The following is a 17,798-nucleotide window of genomic DNA, read 5'->3' as shown; positions in this document are numbered from 1 at the left end:
CTCACACCCCCAGGTGATCACTCATGACCAATGCTGCCCCCGACCAACTCGCCGTCGCGGACGCCCTGTCGGCCCTGCTCGGCGACTCCACCACCGAACCCCGGCCCGACACACAGCTGGCGGCGCTCACCCTCGCCGTCGCCGCCGACCTGCCCGTCCTCCTGTGGGGCGAGCCCGGCATCGGCAAGACCGCAGCCCTGAACCGGCTGGCCGAAGCGCTCGACCTGCCGCTGACCACGGTGATCGCCAGCGTCCACGAGCCGTCCGACTTCTCCGGTCTGCCCGTCGTGGGAGACGACCCCGCCGTCCAGGGCGTCCCGATGGCCCCGCCGGACTGGGCGGTACGGCTGGTGCAGGCCGGCCGGGGCCTGCTGTTCCTCGACGAACTGTCCACCGCACCCCCGGCCGTGCAGGCCGCCCTGCTCCGGCTGGTCCTCGAACGCCGGGTGGGCGCGCTCCGGCTCCCGCCCGGCGTTCGGATCGTCGCCGCCGCCAACCCGCGGTCCTCGGCCGCCGACGGCTGGGAGCTGAGCCCGCCGCTCGCCAACCGGTTCGTGCACCTCCAGTGGGCCCACGACCACGAGGTCGTCGTCCGTGGTCTCGGCGGTACCTGGCCCCGGGCCGTCCTGCCCCGGCTCGACCCCGACCGGCTGCCCGCCGCCGTGGACTTCGCGCGCCGCGCGGTGTGCGGCCTGCTCGCCACCCGCCCCACGCTCGTCCACCGGCTGCCGAACGGCGAGATACGGCGGGGCGGCGCCTGGCCGTCGCCCCGGAGCTGGGACATGACCCTGCGCCTGGTCGCCTTCGCGCACGCGTCCGGCTCCTCCCGGGACGTGCTCTCCCTCCTGGTCAGGGGAACGGTCGGGGACGGCCCGGGACTCGAACTGCTGGCGAGCGTCGACCGGATGGAACTCCCGGATCCCGAGACGCTGCTCGCCGACCCGGACGCGGCGGACCTTCCCGAGCGCGGCGATCTGCGCCAGGCCGTGCTCGACGGCGTGGTTGCCGCGGTCCGCGAACGGCCCGACCGGACCCGCTGGGACGCGGCCTGGGCCCTGCTGGTGCGGGCCCTGGAGACCGGAGCCCCCGACCTCGTCGTCGTCCCCGCCACCACGCTGGCCTCACTGCGCCGGGACGACTGGGACGTCCCGGCGGCCGTCGAACGGCTCGCGGGAGTGGTGGCCGTGTCCCGCCGCGCCGACCGGGCCGCCGGACGCGTCGCCGCGAAGGCCGGCCGATGAACGACGAGCCGGGCGCCGAGCCCGGAACCGAGCCCGGAACCGAGCCGGGCGCTGAGCCGGGAACCGAGCCCGGAACCGAGCCGGGCGCCGAGCCGGGCGCCGGATCCGGCGCCGTACCGGCCGGGGCACTGGACCTGGACAAGCTCTACGCCGCCCGGCTCCAGGCCGCCCGGGCCCGGCCCTACCTCGCCACGGCCCTGTTCGCCCTGCACGTCGTGGCGGACCGGCGGGTGCCGACCATGGCCGTAGACAAGCACTGGCGGTGCTACGTCTCGCCCGCGTTCGTGGACCGGATGCCGGAGGAGGACCTGGCCGGGGTGTGGGTGCACGAGGTGTCGCACCTGCTGCGCGACCACCACACGCGCAGCGACCGGGTCGCGCGGGAACGCGGGCTGGCCGGGGCCGGTGAGCGGCTGCGGATGAACATCGCGGCGGACCTGGAGATCAACGACGACGCGTACGGCGACGGGCTGGCGCAGCCCCGGGGCGCCGTCCGGCCGTACATGCTGCGACTGCCCGAGGGCCAGCTGATGGAGGACTACCTGCGCCAGTTCCGGCTCGGACCGCTGACGCAGGATCTCACCTGGCTGGACTGCGGCAGCGGGGCCGACGGCCGGGACCGGGAGTGGGACCTGGGGCCGGACGGCGCGCACGGCCTCAGCGAGCAGGAGCGGGACGGGGTCAGGTTCCGGGTGGCGCAGGCCATCACCGGCCGCCCGGGCAGCACCCCGGACGGCTGGCGGCGCTGGGCCGAGGACGCCTTCCATCCGCCGCAGCCCTGGCGGGAGCTGCTGGGTGCGGCGGTCCGCTCGGCGGCCTCGGCCGCGGGCGCCGGCGACGACTACAGCTACGGCCGCCCGTCGCGCCGCTCGGCCTGCCTGCCCGGTGTCGTCCTGCCCAGCCTGCGCCGCCGCCCGCCCCGGGTCTCGGTCGTCATCGACACCTCCGGCTCGGTCAGCGACGCCGAACTGGGCAGTGCCCTGCTGGAGGTGGCCGCGATCGCCCGCGCCGTCGGCGGCCGCCGCGACCTGGTCTCCGTGCTGTCCTGCGACGCGGCCGCCCGGACCGTGCAGCCGCTGTGCCGCGCGGAGGGCATCGCGCTCGTCGGCGGCGGTGGTACGGACCTGCGCGCGGGCTTCGCCAGGGCGCTGCGGGCGCGGCCGGCCCCGGACGTCGTGGTGGCCCTCACCGACGGGCAGACACCCTGGCCGCAGGCACAGCCGGCCTGCCGGACGGTGGTGGGCCTGTTCCCCCGGCAGTACAGCGACGCGTCGTGGGAGGAGGACGACCCCGACTACGTACCGGACGCACCGCCCGCCTGGGCGCGGGTCGTGGAGATCGGCTAGCGCGGCCGACCCGACCCGACCCGGTCCGGCCCGGTCCGGACAGGTGGTCGGCCGGTGCGGGGCGCGGACCGGACGATAGTTTCATGTGGTCGACACCCATCCGGCGCCCGGCGGCGCCCAGAACGGAGGACGAACATGCCCGACACCCCGCCCGTCACTCTCCAGGACGTGCACGACGCGGCAGCGCGGATCAAGGGAGTGGCGCACCGCACCCCCGTGCTGCGCTCGCGCACCCTGGACGCACTGGTCGGTGCCGAGGTCTTCCTGAAGTGCGAGAACCTCCAGCGCATCGGCGCCTTCAAGTTCCGGGGCGCCTACAACGCCGCGTCCCGGCTGTCCGCCGCGCAGCTCGCCCAGGGCATCGCCGCCTACTCCTCGGGCAACCACGCCCAGGCCGTCGCCCTCGCCGCCCGCGAACTCGGCACCACCGCCGTCATCGTGATGCCCGAGGACACCCCGCGCGCCAAGCTGGCGGCGACCGCCGGATACGACGCGGAGATCGTGACGTACGACCGCTACACCGGTGACCGGGTCGCCATCGGCGAGGCCCTGGCCGCCGAACGCGGGCTCGCCCTCATCCCGCCGTACGAGCACCCGCACGTCATCGCGGGGCAGGGCACGGCCGCACTCGAACTCATCGAGGAAGTAGGCGAGCTGGACGCGCTGGTGGTGCCCGTCGGGGGCGGCGGGCTGATCGCGGGCAGCGCCACCGCGGCCAAGGGACTGCTGCCCGGGATCCGGGTCGTCGGCGTGGAACCGGAGGCGGGCGACGACACCAGGCGCTCCCTGGCGGCCGGGCACCGGGTGTCGATCCCGGTGCCCCGGACCATCGCCGACGGCCAGGCCGCGGACATCCCCGGCGAGCTGACCTTCTCCCTCAACCAGCGCCTGGTGGACGACATCTCGCTGGTCTCCGACGACCAGATCCGGGATGCGATGCGGTTCGCCTTCGAGCGGCTGAAGACCGTCCTGGAGCCGAGCGGCGCCAGCGGTCTGGCCGCGCTGCTCGCCCACCGGGTGGCGCCGCTGCCGCGCCGGATCGGGGTCGTCCTGTCCGGGGGCAACGTGGGCGCGGAGCGCTTCGCGGAGATCATCGCCGCCTGACCGGGAAAGAGGCGGAGGCCGCGGCCGACGCGGGCGGAGACCGGGGGTCAGGAGCCGGCGTCCTCCTGCTCGGCGAGCCGGCGCCGGGCAGCTGCCCGGCCGATGGGCAACTCGACGGCATCGGCGACCCGTTGGAGGCCGCCGCACGCGCCCTGCTGCCGACCGTCCTCCTGGAGCCCGCGCTGACGGCGCTGCGCCGCATGGCCCGGGAGAACGCGTCGGCCCACCGGCACACGCCGTAGCCGGGCGCCGGACTACCGCGCCGGACGGGCCGCGGCCTGCTGCCCGGAGCGGGAACTCAGCAGTCGCGGAACTCCGGCGACTGGTTGAGGATCTGCGCGCGCGTCGAGGTGAAGCGGGCGTGCGTCTCGCCGCCCCGTGCCCCCGGCGGGAACACCGCGACCCGGTGGCAGTTCTGGAAGGCGAGGGCGACCCCGAAGTGCCGTTCCAGGCTGCCGCGGATCGCGTCGGAGGACAGCGCCCGCAACAGCTGCCCGCGCTCCCTCTCCGAGGCAGGCGGGGTCTGGTTGTCGGCGAACTCGGCGCTGCCGCCGCGCAGTTCGGCGGTCAGCCGGGCGACGAGGTCGTACGCGTACGGCAGCGAGGTGCGGACGGTTTCCACGAAGTCCTCCTCCCGCACGGCGCCGTTCTCGGCTTCGGCGAGCAGCTGCGGGGAGACGTCGAGCGACATGTGACGGTGTCCTGTTCTTTCGAAGCGGTTGCGGAAAAGGGAAATCGGGGGGAATCAGGGTGAATCAGGGGGAATCGGGGTCTCAGGCGAAGGCGGGCAGCGCCGCCGGCCCGTGCCGGAAGTCCGGGTCGACCTGGGCGGCCAGATCCTGGCCCGTCGCCGCGTCGGCCCAGGCGGCGGCATTGCGCAGATGGAACTCCACGGCGTGCCGCTGGAAGGACTCCCAGTCCTTGCCCCGCGCGTCCACGGCGGCCCGCAGCCGGTCCAGCGCAAGGGAGTTGTGCGGTTCCAGCGCACCGCTGCCCCGCCCCTGCTCCTGGGCGCGGACGTACGGCGACAGCTCGCAGTGGGCCACCAGGTCGTCGCCCACCTGTTCGCGCAGGAAGGCGAGGTCGTCCGCGCCGGTGACCTTGTTGCCGACCACGGCGACCGGGATGCCGAACTCGGCCGCGTGGTCGCGGTACTGGCGGTGGACGGACAGGCTCTTGCGGGTCGGCTCGACCACCAGGAAGGTCATGTCGAAACGGGTGAACAGACCGGAGGCGAAGGCGTCGGCGCCCGCCGTCATGTCGACGACCAGGTACTCGCCGGGGCCGTCCACCAGATGGTTGAGGTACAGCTCCACCGCGCCGAGCTTGGAGTGGTAGCAGGCCACCCCGAGGTCGCTCCCGGCGAAGGCCCCGGTGACCATCAGCGGTACCCCGCCGACCTCCTGGACGTGCCGGGAGTGCACCTCGTCGTCGCCGAGCAGCCGCAGCAGCCGCGAGCCGCGCCCCGCCGGGGTCGTCTTGACCATGGCCTCCCGGGACGTGATGCGCGGGTTGGTGCCGCGCAGGTAGTCCTTGATCTCGCCGGTCCGCGCGCTCAGCGGCGGCGCCGCGAAGAGTTCGTCCTCGTCGAGGCCGAGGGCGTGGGCCAGGTGCTGGTTGATGTCACCGTCGATCGCGACGACCGGCGCGCCGGACCGTGCCAGGTGACGGGTGAAGAGGGCCGACAGCGTCGTCTTGCCGCTGCCGCCCTTGCCGACGAAAGCCACACGCATCGCTAGCAGCCACCCTCGCTTTTGAAAATGGATGTCATGAGCAAAGGTTGTCGGGGGGCTGCCTGCAGTGTCAAATCCGGTTGCCCCCATCGGGTTGCGGCCCCGGACCGGGCCCGCCGCCCTGATCGCGTCCGATCATTCGTCCTTGACCCCTCTGACCGGGCCGACCTAGCCTCCAGCCAACACACCTGGACAGATGGGCCGACGATGGCGGACGCACGGGAACCCGGCAGACAGCTCCAGGTCGAGACGCACGGGCTCGACGTGATCGGCGACGCCGACCGCAAGGGCACCCCGCGCACCCTGTTCTGGCCCTGGTTCGGCGCGAACGTCTCCGTCCTCGGGCTGAGCTACGGCGCCTTCGCGCTCGGCTTCGGCATCTCCTTCTGGCAGGCGCTCGCCGCGGGCGTCCTCGGCATCCTCGCCTCCTTCCTGCTCTGCGGCTTCGTCGCGGTCGCCGGGAAGCGGGGGTCGGCACCCACCATGGTGCTCAGCCGGGCCGCGTACGGCGTCCGCGGCAACCGGCTGCCCTCGGTGGTCTCCTGGGTGCTCACCGTCGGCTGGGAGACCGTCCTGATCGCCCTCGCCACCATGGCCACCGCGACCGTCTTCACCCGGCTCGGCTGGGGCGGCGGCACCGGGACCGAGGTGGTCGCGCTGATCGTGGTCTGCGCGCTGACCGTGGCCGGCGGTGTGGCGGGCTTCGACCTGATCATGCGGCTGCAGACCGTGATCACGGTGGTGACCGCCGTCCTCACCGTCGTCTACGTCGTCCTCGTCGCCGACCACATCCACTGGGCGACGGTGCGCGCGATCCCCTCCGGCTCCGCCCAGGAGTTCATCGGCGCGCTGGTGTTCATGATGACCGGCTTCGGCCTCGGCTGGGTCAACGCGGCCGCCGACTACTCCCGTTACCTGCCGCGCGCCTCCTCCAGCCGGGGCGTGATCGGCTGGACCGCCTTCGGCAGCTCCGTCGCCCCGCTCCTCCTGCTGGTCTTCGGCCTGCTGCTCGCGGGCTCCTCCACGACCCTGAACAAGGCGATCGCGGCCGACCCCATCGGCGCGCTGACGACCATCCTCCCCACCTGGTTCCTGGTCCCCTTCGCCGTCGTCGCCGTCCTCGGCCTGGTCGGCGGCGCGGTCCTGGACATCTACTCCTCCGGGCTGGCCCTCCTCTCCGCCGGACTGCCCGTGCCCCGCTACCTCGCCGCCCTGGTCGACGGCGTCCTGATGATCGCCGGCGCGGTCTACATCGTCTTCTTCGCCGACGACTTCCTCGGCCAGTTCATGGGCTTCCTCACCACCCTCGGCGTGCCGATCGCCGCCTGGTGCGGGATCATGCTCGCCGACCTGGCGCTGCGCCGCCGCGACTACGACGAGACCGACCTCTACCGCCCCGCCGGCCGCTACGGCGACGTCCCCCTCCTGCCCCTCCTCCTCACCCTGGCCGCCACCGCCCTCGGCTGGGGCCTGGTCACCAACACCGCGGCGAGCTGGCTGACCTGGCAGGGCTACCTCCTGGACCCGTTCGGCCTCGGCGGCAGGTCCGGCGCCTGGGCGTACGCCAACCTCGGCGTCCTGGCCGCCCTGGCACTCGGCTTCCTCGGCACCCTGGCCCTCGGCCGCGCCCGGGTCCGGACCCAGGAGAGCCTCCCGGCCACCGCCCCGGCGACGACCGCATGAAGGTCCCTCCCGGTCTCCTGGCCGTCATCGACATGCAGCACGTGTTCGCCGACCCCGTAAGCCCCTGGGCCGCCCCGCGCTACACCGAGGCGGCCGCGGGCGTACGACGCCTGCTCCCGGCGTTCGCGAGCCGCACCGTCTTCACCCGCTTCGTCGCCCCCGCCCACCCCACCGGAGCCTGGCGGGCCTACTACGACAGCTGGCCCTTCGCCCTCCAGCCCCCGGACGCCGAACTCTGGCGCCTGACCGACGACTTCGCACAGCAGGCCGAAGTCGTCCTGGACTCCCCGACGTTCGGCAAGTGGACCCCCGAAGTCGCCGCCCTGGCCGCCCAGCACGGCCGCCTGGTCCTGGCCGGCGTCAGCACCGACTGCTGCGTCCTGTCCACCGCCCTCCCGGCGGCCGACGCCGGCATCGAGGTCCTGGTCGTCGCCGACGCGTGCGCGGGCGCGGACGACGACTCGCACGCGAAGGCGCTGCACCTGCTGGACCTGTACCGGCCACTGATCCGGGTGACGACGACGGCCGAACTGCTGAGCTGAGCACGCCGAATGAAGTCAACCGTGCGGCTGCAGCGCCCCGTAAGGGGCGCTGGGGGTACCCCCGGCCGAAGGCTGGGGGAGGAACTGCGCGACCAGCCACGACCGCGCCCCAGACGACCGACGACGCGGCCCCCAGCGGAGCGCCTAGTCCCGGCGGGACACCTCCACGTTCTCCAGGACGCCGAGGGCGTCCGGGACCAGGACGGCGGCCGAGTAGTAGGCGCTGACCAGGTAGGAGGCGACCGCCTGTTCGTTGATCCCCATGAAACGGACGTTCAGGCCCGGCTCCTTCTCGTCCGGCAGGCCCGTCTGGAGGAGGCCGATCACGCCCTGGTTCTGCTCACCGGCCCGCAGCGCGATGATGGACGAGGTGCGGGCCGCGGTGACCGGGATCTTCCCGCAGGGCAGCAGTGGCACGCCCCGCCAGGCCGGGAGATGGTGGCCGCCGAGCTCGACGCTCCCGAAGTACAGGCCGCGCCTGTTGCACTCCCGGCCGAACGCGGCGATCGCCCGGGGATGGGCGAACAGGTGCGTGGTGTCGCGCCGCATGGCGAGCAGCTCGTCGAGGTCGTCCGGGGTGGGCGGACCCGAGTGCGTGGAGATCCGCTGCCCGTGGTCGGCGTTGTGCAGCAGGCCGAAGTCCCGGTTGTTGACCAGCTCGTGCTCCTGGCGCTCCCGCAACACCTGCACGGTGAGCCTCAGCTGGTGCTCGGTCTGGTCCATCGGCCGGCTGTAGAGGTCGGCCACCCGGGTGTGCACGCGCAACACGGTCTGGGCGACGCTCAGTTCGTACTCGCGGGGCGCCGGCTCGTAGTCCACGAAGGTGTGCGGGATGTCCGGCTCGCCGGCATGGCCCGCGCTGAGCGCGATCTCCGCCTCGCCGAAGGTGTTCGTCTCCCGGTGCCCGTCCAGCCCCGCCAGTTCCACGTGCGCCCGCAGGTCGGCGTGGCGGCCCGCCACCTCCTGGTACGCCGTGTGCGGCAACGCCAGCACGGTGGTGGCCGTCGCCGCGCGGGCCGTGAACTCCCAGCCGCCGTCGAGTCCGGCGAGCACATGGCCGCCGAAGGTGTCGCCGTCCGCGAGCAGACCGACGACCGCCTCGTCGCCGTAGGGACCCGCCCCGACCTGCTCCACCTTGCCGTGCGCGATCAGATAGACATGGTCGGCCGGGCGGCCCGCCGCCGCGATCACCTGCCCGGGCTCGTACTCCCGCTGCTCGAACCGGGCCGCCAGCGCCTGCAGCGCGGTGCCGTCCTCGAAGCCGCGCAGCAACGGCAGTTCGCCCAGCTCGGCGGGGATCACCGCGACCTGCGCACCGGTCTGCACGAAGGTCACCCGGCCGTCGCCGACCCGGTACGACAGTCTGCGGTTGACGCGGTAGGTGCCGCCGGGCACGTCCACCCACGGCAGCGTCCGCGTCAGCCACCGTGAGCTGATCTCCTGCATCTGGGGTGCGGACTTGGTCGTCGTGGTGAGATTCCGTGCCGCGGCGGTACCGAGGCTCTGCTGCTCCCGCTCCTCGGCGTCCGCCGCGGGCGTCGTACCGGTCTCGACCGACATCGCATTCCTTCTCTCGTGTCGCAAGGGTGACGGTTCGGACACGTACCGTCACCTTCCGCGGCTACCCCTACCCCGGTGCCCGCGCCACGAGTGATGCCGGGGGACGGAGCGCGAGGCACGTGCCGCCGGGAACTGCCTCCGCACCACCCCTCACTCCGCCCCGCACCACCCCTCGCCGAAGGCCCTGCCGGTCCGGGCGAAGGTCCTGCCGGTCCCGGCGCATGCCCCGGCCCCGACCGGGTACGCGTGCCGTGGCCGCCCGGCACCCTGCCGGACCCGCGGCCCGTACCACCACCGCTACCTGGGGATCTGCCATGGAGACACCCGCACACGACTTCCCGACGCCGGCCCAGCGGGCACTCGACACGCTGGCCGTGAACGCCGAGGACCACGACGCGCTGGACACCCTGGCCCACAGTGACGTGCTGGTCCCGGTGCCGGACGACGCCGCGGAGGCGGCCGACCCCGCGATGATCGCCCTGCCCGTCCTGGAATGCCCCGACGGCGACCCCGTCGTCCCCGTGTTCACCTCGGAGGGGGAGCTGACCGGCCTGCTGCCGACGGTCTCCCGCTACCGCGTGGTGCCGCTCGGCGCGCTCGCCTCGCAGTGGCCCGAGGACAACCTCTCGCTCGCCATAGACGGCAGCTCCGCGCACGCGCTGACGCTCACCTCGGAGGGCGTGCGCACCCTGCTGGCCCGGCCGGCGGGCTGAACGGGGGCTCCGGTCACCAGGAGGCCGGCACCCGGGCCAGAATGGCGCCATGGAATGGATCTCCGGGGTGGCCGGGGGACTGGTACTGATCCTGGTCCTGCGCAGCATCCTGCGCACGCTCGTGGTCCCCCGGGGCCTGTACTCCGTACTGGTGTACCGGCTGTGGTGGGGCCTGCGCCGCGTGCTCTGCTTCACCGCGCACCGCGGCGGCTACCGCGCCATCGACCGCGCCCAGACCTGGCTCGCCCCGCTCATGCTGGTCGGCATGCTCGCCGCCTGGCTCGGCGGGGCGTTCCTCGGCTTCGGCATGCTGCTGTACGCCTTCTCGCCGCTGTCCTGGAGCACCGCGTTCCGGGAGGCGGGCTCCAGCCTGTTCACCCTCGGGTTCGCCAGCGGCGCCCGGCTGCGGCTGTCCGCGCTCGACTTCGTCGCCGCCGCCACCGGCCCGGTCTTCATCGCGCTGCAGATCTCCTACCTGCCCACGCTGTACGCCGCCTACAACCGCCGCGAACTGGAGGTCACCCTCCTCCAGTCCCGGGCCGGCGAACCCGCGTGGGGACCGGAGATCCTCGCCCGGCAGTGGCTGGTCGACACCGAGACCGCGCTGCCCGAGCTGTACCGGTCCTGGGAGCGGCTGGCCGCCGACATGGGGGAGAGCCACGCCACCTACCCGGTGCTGCTGGCGTTCCGCTCGCCCCGCCCCTACCGCAGCTGGCTGGTCGGCCTGATCGCCGTCATGGACGCGGCGGCCATGCAGCTGGCGCTGGCCCCGCGCACCGCCCCGCCGGAGGCCCGCCTGGTGCTGCGCGCCGGCTTCACCGCGCTGCGCGACATCGCCGCGTCGGTGCGGGCGACCTTCGACACCGACCCGGACCCGGACGCCCCCATCGAGCTGACCTACGGCGAGTTCGAGGAGGCCGTGACCATGCTGGAGAAGACCGGTTTCCGCGCCGAGCGCGGCACCGCGGAGGCCTGGCCGCACTTCCACGGCTGGCGGGTCAACTACGAGGCGGTCGCCTACGAGCTGTGCCGCCGCTGCGACGCCGTACCCGCGCTGTGGACCGGTGGCCGTGACTTCGCGTCGGAGCCGATTCCGCCGCTCCGCCCGGTGGACCGGCGGCCTCCCGAAGGACGGCCGGAAGTTCCCCCTTCCATCGGGTAGCGCGGCCCATCCTGAGGGAAGATCCCAGCAGGGGCCGGGGAGACCGAGAGGGGCGGATCGTCGTGAGGGTCGTCCTGCTGGGCACCGCCGCCGGCGGCGGGTTCCCGCAGTGGAACTGCGCCTGCGCGCTGTGCGCCGCCGCCCGGGACGGCAAGCTGCCCTCCCGCACCCAGGAGTGCGTCGCGCTGACCGGCAACGGCCGGGACTGGTGGCTGCTCAACGCCTCCCCGGACATCCGCGCCCAGCTCACCGCCACGGCGGCGCTGTGGCCGGGACCGGGCCCCCGGGACACCCCGGTGCGCGGCGTGCTGCTCACCGACGCCGAGGCCGACCACGTCACCGGCCTGACCGTGCTGCGCGGGGCGCCGGACCTCAAGGTGTACGCGGCCCCGCCGGTGCGGACGGTGCTGGCCCCGGCCCGGGCCGCCCTCGACCGCTACGCCCCCTGGGAGTGGGCCGACAGCCTGGCCGACGGCGGCTTCGTGCTGGCCGGCGGCCTGGTGGTCACCGCCCACCCGGTCGGCGCCAAGGTCCCGGCGTACGTCCCGGCCGCGCTCGCCGAGGCCGACGGCCGCTGGGTCACGGCGTACCGCGTCGAGGACCTGGCCACCGGGGGAGTGCTGCTCTACGCGCCCTGCGTCGGCGCCTGGAGCGACGTCCTCGACGACCTCTGCGCGGAGGCCGACTGCGTCCTGCTCGACGGCACCTTCTTCACCGCCCGCGAGATGGGCACCACGGTCCGCTCCGGACCCCGGCAGGCGGCGATGGGCCACCTCCCGGTCTCCGGCGCGCACGGCAGCCTCGCCGCCCTGTCCCGCCATCCCCGCACCCGCCGGATCTACACCCACCTCAACAACACCAACCCCCTGGTCGACCCGGCGTCCCGGGCCCGCGCCCAGGTGGCCGCGGAGGGCGTGGAGGTGCTTCCCGACGGGATCGAGTTCGCGCTCTAGAGCCGCGCTGGGCGCGGGAATTCGCCCTGTCGTGCCGGTGGGTCGCGGGTAGGCTGTTTTCGGCCGCCGCGGGCAAAGGCGTGCTGGGAAAGCCGCTTCAATCTCCGAGATTGTGACCGAGAGGTCTGAGCCGGTTCGAGTCCGGTAGCCCGCGGCGGCACGCCTCAGGCCGACTCCAGGCATGCCGCGGGACATGCGGGCCGCTCCCCGCGGGCCGGTGGGGGCTGGTCGCGCAGTTCCTCCCCCAGCCTTCGGCCGGGGGTACCCCCAGCGCCCCTTGCGGGGCCGCGAACCGCTCAGGCGTCCGTCCCGTCGAGCATCCGCCCCAGCACCGCCCGCTGCAGCGGCCGTACCTCGGCGTGCAGGGCGCGGCCCTTCGCGGTGAGCGCGACCCACACGCCGCGCCGGTCCTCGACGCAGACCGAACGCTCCACCAGGCCGTCCTTCTCCAGCCGTCCGATCAGCCGGGAGAGCGCGCTCTGGCTCAGGTGGACCCGGCCCACCAGGTTCTGCACCCGGCAGTGGTCGCCCTCGGCCGGGGTCTCGGTGGCGAGCAGGTCGAGGACCTCGAAGTCACTCGCGCCCAGCCCGTGCGGATGCAGTACCCGGTCGATCTCGCACATCGTGCGCGCGTGCACCGACAGGATGTCCCGCCACTGTTCTTCCAGCCGGGCCTCGGCCGTCTTCACTGCCATACCCGCACCGTAACACCGATCAGGCCAATTGTTGAGTGCGCAACTAGTGCGGGTGCAAGCAGTCGGCCGCTGCTCAGCCCACCGGGTCCTGGAGCAGGCCCACCATGTTGCCGTCGGCGTCCTTCACCGAGGCGACCAGCCGCCCGTTGCCGACGTCCCGCGCGTCCTGGACCAGCTCCGCACCCGCCGCCAGCAGCGCCGCCAGCCGCTCCCGCAGATCGGTGACGTGCCAGAACGGCGTCGGCCCGGTCAGCCCCTGGGCATGCCCGTTCGGGTCGAGACCGACGTCCTGCCCGGCGGCCTTGAACCCGACGTAGTACGGCTCGTCGGCGTACGGCTCGACGCCCAGCAGCGCCGTGAACAGGGCCTTGGCCCCCGCCGCGTCCTTCACGGGGTAGATGATCGTCTGCACGCCTTCGCTCATGGCGTCCTCACTCCTTGCTACGGGGAACCGGCGCTTTCCGGCCGGTGACCCCACGCTAGGACGCGGCAGCCCACCGAGGCTTCTCCAATCCTGACCGCTTGCCGCCCTCGCAGAAAGCGCCCCCGAAGGGGCGCTGGGGGTACCCCCGGCCGAAGGCTGGGGGAGGAACTGCGCGACCAGCCACGACGGCGCCGCAGACGACCGACGGCATCTCACGGCCCTCCCAGCGGAGCGCTCACGTCGATTCGCGCCGCACCAGCTCCGTCGGCAGGATCACCGCCGCCGGATCCTCCCCGCCGATCTGGGCGAGCAGCACGCGGACCATCTCCGCACTGATCCGGTCCCACGGCTGGCGGATGGTCGTGAGCGCCGGGCTCACCGCCGTGGCCGCCGGGGAGTCGTCGAAACCGCCGACAGCGATGTCATCCGGCACCCGCTTGCCGGCCCGCTGCAGCACCGCGAGCACGCCCTGCGCCATCAGGTCGGAGGCCACGAAGACGGCGTCCAGGTCCGGGGCCTGCGCGAGCAGCCGCTCCGCCCCCGCCTCACCGCTCGCCTTGCTGTAGTCCCCGGACACCACGAGCGCCTCGTCGATCTCGACGCCCGCCTCGGTGAGGACCTCCTTGTACCCGGCGAGCCGCTCGACACCGCCCGGGGTGTCGAGCGGGCCGGTGATCATGCCGATCCGGCGGCGCCCCAGCGACAGCAGGTGATGGACCATGTCCCGGGCGCCGTCGCGGTCGTCGGCGGCCACGTAACTCACCTTCGAGCCGAGCCCGATCGGCTTGCCGCAGGCCACCAGAGGCACGCCCGCCTCGCGCAGCTCCTGCGCGACCGGGTCACCGGAGTGACTCGACACCAGCAGCACCCCGTCGACGTGCCCGGCCGTGATGTACCGCGTGATGCGCCGCCGCTCGTCCTTCGTGCCCGCCAGCATCAGCAGCAGCGGGATGTCGTGACTCGCCAGCGCCTGCGTGCAACCGCTCAGCAGCACGTTGAAGTTGGGGTCCTCGAAGAACCTCTCCTGGGGCTCGGTCAGCAGGAACCCGACCGAGTCCGAACGCCCGGTGATCAGCGAGCGGGCGTGCCGGTTCACGACGTAACCCGTCCTGCGGATGGCGTCGTTGACCGCCTCGGCGGCGGCGGGACTGACGTAGTGCCCGCCGTTGAGCACCCGCGAGACGGTGCCCCGTGAGACACCGGCCTCGCGCGCCACGTCATGGATCGTCGGCGGTTTGCGCCGGCCCCCCGTACCACTGCTCATGGTCATGACTTTACGGCCCCGGACAGCAGGTCAAGGCTCCAGAAGCGCTGAATGACCAGGAAGAGCGCGATCAGCGGCAGCACGGCCAGGAACGCGCCGGTGATCACCAGGGTGTACAGGGCCGGAGTGTTGGAGCCCTGCTCCAGGAGCGTGTACAGACCTAGGGTGAGCGGGAATTTCTCGTCGTCGCTCAGCATGATGAACGGCAGCAGGAAGTTGTTCCACACGGCCACGAACTGGAACAGGAACACCGTCACCATGCCGGGGATCATCATCGGCAGCGCGATCCGGGTGAAGATCCGCCACTCGCTCGCCCCGTCCATCCGCCCGGCCTCCACCACGTCGGAGGGCACGGCCGCGGCCGCGTAGATCCGCGAGAGGTAGACGCCGTACGGGGACAGGATCTGCGGCAGCAGCACGGACAGGTAGGAGTCCGTGAGGTTCGCCTTGGCGAGCAGCAGGTACTGCGGGATGGCGAGGATGACCGGGGGCATCAGCACGCCGGCGAGCAGCACGTTGAAGATCGCCTCGCGGCCGCGGAAGCGGTAGGTGGCGAGCGCGTAGCCGCTGACCGCGGACACGGCCGTCGAGAGCAGGGCGCCGAGACCGGCGTAGAGGGCCGAGTTGCCCATCCACTTCCAGTAGATGCCGTCGCGGTAGGCGCTGAGGTCCTTGAGGTTGTCCAGGAACCCGGTGCCGGGCAGGAAGGTGAAGGTGGAGAACAGTTCGCTGCCGGACTTGGTGGAGGCGATCACCACCCAGGCCACCGGGAGGAGCGTGTAGATGGCGCCGAGGACGAGCGTGAGGGTCGGGATCAGGGCGGTCCGGCGGCGCAGCGGCGGCCCCTGGGCGGTGCCGGGCGTCGTACCGGCGGCCGGGGCGGCCTTGCGGACGGCAAGAGAACTCATGCCGATGCCTCCTGCCTGTTGCGGCGGTTCGCGGCCCGCAGGAAGCCGAAGGACAGCGCCAGCGTGGCGAGGGCGATCAGCGTCGCCTCGGCCGCCGCCGAGTAGATGTCCCCCTTGCGGAAGGCGTCCTCGTACACCTTCATCAGCGGGCTCCAGGTCGTGTTGACCGAGTTGGTGAGGGGCTTGAGGGTGGTCGGCTCGTTGAAGACCTGGAGGGTCGCGATGATCGAGAAGAAGAAGGTCAGCACCAGCGAGGGCGCCACCATCGGGATCTTGATCTTCAGCGCGGTCTGCAGCGGGGTGGCGCCGTCCAGCTTCGCCGCCTCGTGGACCTCGGCCGGGATGGACCGCAGCGAGGTGTAGATGACGATCATGTTGAAGCCGGTGCCGCCCCAGACCGCGATGTTGGACAGGGCCAGGTACAGCGGTCCGCCGTCCAGCAGGTTCGGCTGCGGCAGGTGCAGCTTTTCGAGCACGTAGTAGAAGGGGCTGACGTCCGGCAGGTACAGGAATCCCCACAGCAGCGCGGCGACCACGCCGGGGATGGCGTACGGCAGGAAGATCGCGAGCCGGGTGAACGGGGCGAGCCGGACCCGCTCGGAGTCGAGCATCAGGGCGAACAGGAGGGCGAGGCCCAGCATCACCGGGACGACGATGCAGCCGTAGCCGAGGACGCGCAGCGCACCGTCGTAGAACTCGTTGTCGGTGAGGGCGTCCCGGTAGTTCTCCAGGCCGGCCCAGACCTCGCTGCGGGCGCCGGCGCCCAGGCCGAGCCCGGAGACGTGCACCTTGCGGAAGCTGAGCCAGACCGCGTAGCCGATGGGCAGCGCGAAGAACAGTGCGAAGAGGATCGTGGCGGGGAGGAGGAAGAAGTAGGGGGCGCTCCGCGCTCGTTTGAGGGTGGTGGTGGGAGACGGGTGGGCGTACGGGGCCCCCTTGACCCCGTACGACCTCCGGCCGGCGGGGCTGGTCACTGAGCGACCTCGAAGCCCTGCTTCTTCATGTCGGCGACCGTGTCGTCCTGCATCTTCTGCAGGGCGGCGGTGAAGTCCGACTTGTTCTTCGCGGCGGCGCCGAACGCGTCGTTGAAGGACGTGTAGGCGACGTTCACGTTCGGGCCCCAGGCGGAGGGCGCCGTGGTCTTCGCGATCTCGGCGGCCTTGGTGTAGAAGTCCGGCTGGTTCGAGAAGTAGTCGGGCGAGGTGGCGAAGGCGCCGCTGGTCTGGGCGTTCGTGGCGGCCGGGTAGATGCCGCTCTCCTTGGCCAGTGCGTTGAGCGCCTCGCCGTCGGTGTTCAGCCAGGCCGCGAACTTGGCGGCGGCGGCCTGGTGCTTGGAGTCCGTGGTGACAGCGGTGGAGGAGCCGCCCCAGCTGCCGGTGACGTTCTCGGACGCGGACCACTGGGGGAGCGGGGCCATCGCCCACTTGCCCTTGGTGTCGGGCGCCGCGGTGGTCAGCGTGCCCGGCGCCCACACCGCGGAGACCCAGGCGATCTGCTTGCCGGTGTCCAGCGCCTTGTTCCAGGCCGGGGTGTACATCGGCTGGTTGTCGATGGCGCCCTCCTTGACCAGGCCGCCCCAGAACGACGCGACCTTCTGGGTGGCCGCGTCGTCGATGGCGACCTTCCACTTGTCGCCGGAGGTGGTCCACCACTTGGCGCCGGCCTGCTGGGCGAGGCCCGCGAAGAGGCCGGAGTCGTTGGCGGAGAACGTGGTCAGGTCGAGGTCGGGTGCCTTCTTCTTCAGCTGACGGGCGTCCTGGGCGAACTCGTCCCAGGTGGTGGGCACCTTGAGGCCGTACTTCTTGAACAGGTCCGCGCGGTAGTAGAACATCATCGGGCCGATGTCCTGCGGCACCGCGTACACCGCGTCCGTGCCGAGGGTGACCTGCTGCCACACCCCGTCGGCGAACTTGCTCTTCGCGTCGCCGACGCTCTTCGATATGTCGGCGACCGCGTCGTTGCTGACCAGCGTCGGGAGCGCCTGGTACTCGGCCTGCACCAGGTCGGGGCCGTTCTTCGCCTTGTGCGCGGTGAGGATCTTGGTGACCAGCGTGTCGCCGGACGCCTGCTTCTTCACCGTGACGGTGATCTGGTCCTTCTTGCCCTCGCCCTTGTTCCACAGGTCCACGACCTTGTCCATACCGGGCGCCCAGGCCCAGTACGTCAGCGAGACCGGACCGGAGTCGGCCTTGCTGTCGTCGTCGGACGAGCCGCAGGCGGCGAGGGCGGTGGCGCCGAGCGAGACGGCGACGACGGTTGTCACGAGGCGACGGCGCTTCGTGTGCGGCATGGATCTCTCCCCTGACCTGGGCCCCCGCCCGTCGCGGGGACCTGCCATGCAGATGTGTGAGCGTTCTCAGACCCGGATCATCGCCCGTCGCGAGTCCGTGTCATGCTCTGTGAGCGTTCACAGTAGAGAAACATCCCGGACACTTGTCAATGGTTGTTGCTGTGCGGTTATGTTGGGCTC

17 protein-coding genes and 1 tRNA gene are annotated in these 17,798 nt (G+C 72.5%); 9 read left to right on the top strand and 9 right to left on the bottom strand.

The features are described 5' to 3' along the window. The first annotated feature begins 23 nt into the window (after positions 1-23). From ACFZB3_RS28625 to ACFZB3_RS28615, 3 genes are all read left to right on the top strand, one after another. Complete coding sequence (locus ACFZB3_RS28625; RefSeq protein ID WP_391380101.1) at positions 24-1,241, top strand: AAA family ATPase; 1,218 nt, start codon at positions 24-26, stop codon at positions 1,239-1,241. After that, complete coding sequence (locus tag ACFZB3_RS28620) at positions 1,238-2,587, top strand: VWA-like domain-containing protein (protein ID WP_391380097.1); 1,350 nt, start codon at positions 1,238-1,240, stop codon at positions 2,585-2,587. Before ACFZB3_RS28625 ends, ACFZB3_RS28620 begins: the two co-directional genes overlap by 4 nt. A gap of 135 nt (positions 2,588-2,722) precedes the next feature. Continuing rightward, a complete protein-coding gene (locus ACFZB3_RS28615) occupies positions 2,723-3,691 on the top strand; it encodes a pyridoxal-phosphate dependent enzyme (RefSeq protein WP_391380094.1) in 969 nt (322 codons plus the stop codon). A 298-nt stretch (positions 3,692-3,989) separates the two neighbouring features. Here ACFZB3_RS28615 and ACFZB3_RS28610 read toward each other — a convergent pair whose 3' ends face one another. Together ACFZB3_RS28610 and ACFZB3_RS28605 are read right to left on the bottom strand one after the other, a co-directional pair. Then, on the bottom strand, positions 3,990-4,382 hold the full coding sequence (locus ACFZB3_RS28610) for an SCO5389 family protein (protein ID WP_391380092.1): 393 nt from the start codon (positions 4,380-4,382) through the stop codon (positions 3,990-3,992). A gap of 82 nt (positions 4,383-4,464) precedes the next feature. Further along, a complete protein-coding gene (locus ACFZB3_RS28605) occupies positions 4,465-5,424 on the bottom strand; it encodes an adenylyl-sulfate kinase (RefSeq protein ID WP_391380090.1) in 960 nt (319 codons plus the stop codon). A gap of 207 nt (positions 5,425-5,631) precedes the next feature. On the opposite strand from ACFZB3_RS28605, the gene ACFZB3_RS28600 reads away from it, so the two are divergent. Both ACFZB3_RS28600 and ACFZB3_RS28595 read left to right on the top strand, forming a co-directional pair. Further along, positions 5,632-7,107: a cytosine permease gene (locus ACFZB3_RS28600; protein WP_391380088.1), complete on the top strand. Its 1,476-nt coding sequence runs from the start codon at positions 5,632-5,634 to the stop codon at positions 7,105-7,107. After that, positions 7,104-7,649, top strand: a complete 546-nt coding sequence (locus tag ACFZB3_RS28595; protein WP_391380086.1) for an isochorismatase family protein — start codon at positions 7,104-7,106, stop codon at positions 7,647-7,649. Before ACFZB3_RS28600 ends, ACFZB3_RS28595 begins: the two co-directional genes overlap by 4 nt. A 144-nt stretch (positions 7,650-7,793) precedes the next feature. On the opposite strand, the gene ACFZB3_RS28590 is transcribed toward ACFZB3_RS28595, so the two are convergent. Then, the gene (locus ACFZB3_RS28590; protein WP_391380084.1) at positions 7,794-9,209 is read right to left on the bottom strand and encodes a family 2B encapsulin nanocompartment shell protein; all 1,416 of its coding nucleotides are present in this window, start codon (positions 9,207-9,209) and stop codon (positions 7,794-7,796) included. A 314-nt stretch (positions 9,210-9,523) separates the two neighbouring features. Between ACFZB3_RS28590 and ACFZB3_RS28585 the strand changes: the two genes are divergently transcribed. The 4 genes from ACFZB3_RS28585 (at position 9,524) to ACFZB3_RS28570 (ending at position 12,191) form a co-directional block, all read left to right on the top strand. After that, on the top strand, positions 9,524-9,922 hold the full coding sequence (locus ACFZB3_RS28585) for an SseB family protein (protein ID WP_391380082.1): 399 nt from the start codon (positions 9,524-9,526) through the stop codon (positions 9,920-9,922). 49 nt (positions 9,923-9,971) lie between these two features. Further along, positions 9,972-11,084 (top strand): hypothetical protein, encoded by a 1,113-nt coding sequence (locus ACFZB3_RS28580; protein ID WP_391380080.1) that lies wholly within the window; start codon positions 9,972-9,974, stop codon positions 11,082-11,084. A gap of 62 nt (positions 11,085-11,146) precedes the next feature. Then, on the top strand, positions 11,147-12,037 hold the full coding sequence (gene pqqB / locus ACFZB3_RS28575; protein WP_391380078.1) for a pyrroloquinoline quinone biosynthesis protein PqqB: 891 nt from the start codon (positions 11,147-11,149) through the stop codon (positions 12,035-12,037). A gap of 68 nt (positions 12,038-12,105) precedes the next feature. Continuing rightward, positions 12,106-12,191 (top strand) — tRNA-Arg (locus tag ACFZB3_RS28570). Between the two features lie 142 nt (positions 12,192-12,333). Here ACFZB3_RS28570 and ACFZB3_RS28565 read toward each other — a convergent pair. The 6 genes from ACFZB3_RS28565 to ACFZB3_RS28540 form a co-directional block, all read right to left on the bottom strand. Continuing rightward, entirely contained in the window at positions 12,334-12,732 is a 399-nt protein-coding gene (locus ACFZB3_RS28565; RefSeq protein ID WP_391380074.1) for a MarR family transcriptional regulator, read from the bottom strand. A 73-nt stretch (positions 12,733-12,805) separates the two neighbouring features. Next, positions 12,806-13,156 carry a VOC family protein gene (locus ACFZB3_RS28560; protein WP_391380072.1) on the bottom strand — a complete coding sequence of 117 codons (351 nt, stop codon included), beginning with the start codon at positions 13,154-13,156 and terminating at the stop codon, positions 12,806-12,808. Between the two features lie 235 nt (positions 13,157-13,391). Continuing rightward, positions 13,392-14,426, bottom strand: coding sequence for a substrate-binding domain-containing protein (locus ACFZB3_RS28555; protein ID WP_391380070.1), 1,035 nt, complete (start codon positions 14,424-14,426; stop codon positions 13,392-13,394). Next, on the bottom strand, positions 14,423-15,328 hold the full coding sequence (locus ACFZB3_RS28550; RefSeq protein WP_391380067.1) for an ABC transporter permease subunit: 906 nt from the start codon (positions 15,326-15,328) through the stop codon (positions 14,423-14,425). Before ACFZB3_RS28550 ends, ACFZB3_RS28555 begins: the two co-directional genes overlap by 4 nt. Next, positions 15,325-16,302, bottom strand: a complete 978-nt coding sequence (locus ACFZB3_RS28545) for an ABC transporter permease subunit (protein WP_391380065.1) — start codon at positions 16,300-16,302, stop codon at positions 15,325-15,327. The genes ACFZB3_RS28550 and ACFZB3_RS28545 overlap by 4 nt, the downstream gene beginning before the upstream one ends. Then, positions 16,299-17,618 carry an extracellular solute-binding protein gene (locus ACFZB3_RS28540; RefSeq protein WP_391380063.1) on the bottom strand — a complete coding sequence of 440 codons (1,320 nt, stop codon included), beginning with the start codon at positions 17,616-17,618 and terminating at the stop codon, positions 16,299-16,301. The genes ACFZB3_RS28545 and ACFZB3_RS28540 overlap by 4 nt, the downstream gene beginning before the upstream one ends. Positions 17,619-17,798: the final 180 nt, after the last annotated feature.

It is taken from the genome of Streptomyces sp. NPDC008092, assembly GCF_042957285.1.
Lineage (GTDB): Bacteria > Actinomycetota > Actinomycetes > Streptomycetales > Streptomycetaceae > Streptomyces.
The sequence above is the reverse complement of the archived record's forward strand: the minus strand, read 5'-3'. Positions and strand labels throughout refer to the sequence as shown.

Excerpts from the sequence above, each read along its gene's own strand:
- ACFZB3_RS28625 (WP_391380101.1), top strand. The coding sequence starts at position 24 with ATGACCAATGCTGCCCCCGACCAACTCGCCGTCGCGGACGCCCTGTCG.
- ACFZB3_RS28550 (WP_391380067.1), bottom strand. The coding sequence starts at position 15,328 with ATGAGTTCTCTTGCCGTCCGCAAGGCCGCCCCGGCCGCCGGTACGACG.
- ACFZB3_RS28555 (WP_391380070.1), bottom strand. The coding sequence starts at position 14,426 with ATGACCATGAGCAGTGGTACGGGGGGCCGGCGCAAACCGCCGACGATC.
- ACFZB3_RS28565 (WP_391380074.1), bottom strand. The coding sequence starts at position 12,732 with ATGGCAGTGAAGACGGCCGAGGCCCGGCTGGAAGAACAGTGGCGGGAC.
- ACFZB3_RS28615 (WP_391380094.1), top strand. The coding sequence starts at position 2,723 with ATGCCCGACACCCCGCCCGTCACTCTCCAGGACGTGCACGACGCGGCA.
- ACFZB3_RS28605 (WP_391380090.1), bottom strand. The coding sequence starts at position 5,424 with ATGCGTGTGGCTTTCGTCGGCAAGGGCGGCAGCGGCAAGACGACGCTG.
- ACFZB3_RS28595 (WP_391380086.1), top strand. The coding sequence starts at position 7,104 with ATGAAGGTCCCTCCCGGTCTCCTGGCCGTCATCGACATGCAGCACGTG.
- ACFZB3_RS28580 (WP_391380080.1), top strand. The coding sequence starts at position 9,972 with ATGGAATGGATCTCCGGGGTGGCCGGGGGACTGGTACTGATCCTGGTC.
- ACFZB3_RS28610 (WP_391380092.1), bottom strand. The coding sequence starts at position 4,382 with ATGTCGCTCGACGTCTCCCCGCAGCTGCTCGCCGAAGCCGAGAACGGC.
- ACFZB3_RS28620 (WP_391380097.1), top strand. The coding sequence starts at position 1,238 with ATGAACGACGAGCCGGGCGCCGAGCCCGGAACCGAGCCCGGAACCGAG.
- ACFZB3_RS28585 (WP_391380082.1), top strand. The coding sequence starts at position 9,524 with ATGGAGACACCCGCACACGACTTCCCGACGCCGGCCCAGCGGGCACTC.
- ACFZB3_RS28590 (WP_391380084.1), bottom strand. The coding sequence starts at position 9,209 with ATGTCGGTCGAGACCGGTACGACGCCCGCGGCGGACGCCGAGGAGCGG.
- ACFZB3_RS28600 (WP_391380088.1), top strand. The coding sequence starts at position 5,632 with ATGGCGGACGCACGGGAACCCGGCAGACAGCTCCAGGTCGAGACGCAC.
- ACFZB3_RS28540 (WP_391380063.1), bottom strand. The coding sequence starts at position 17,618 with ATGCCGCACACGAAGCGCCGTCGCCTCGTGACAACCGTCGTCGCCGTC.
- ACFZB3_RS28560 (WP_391380072.1), bottom strand. The coding sequence starts at position 13,156 with ATGAGCGAAGGCGTGCAGACGATCATCTACCCCGTGAAGGACGCGGCG.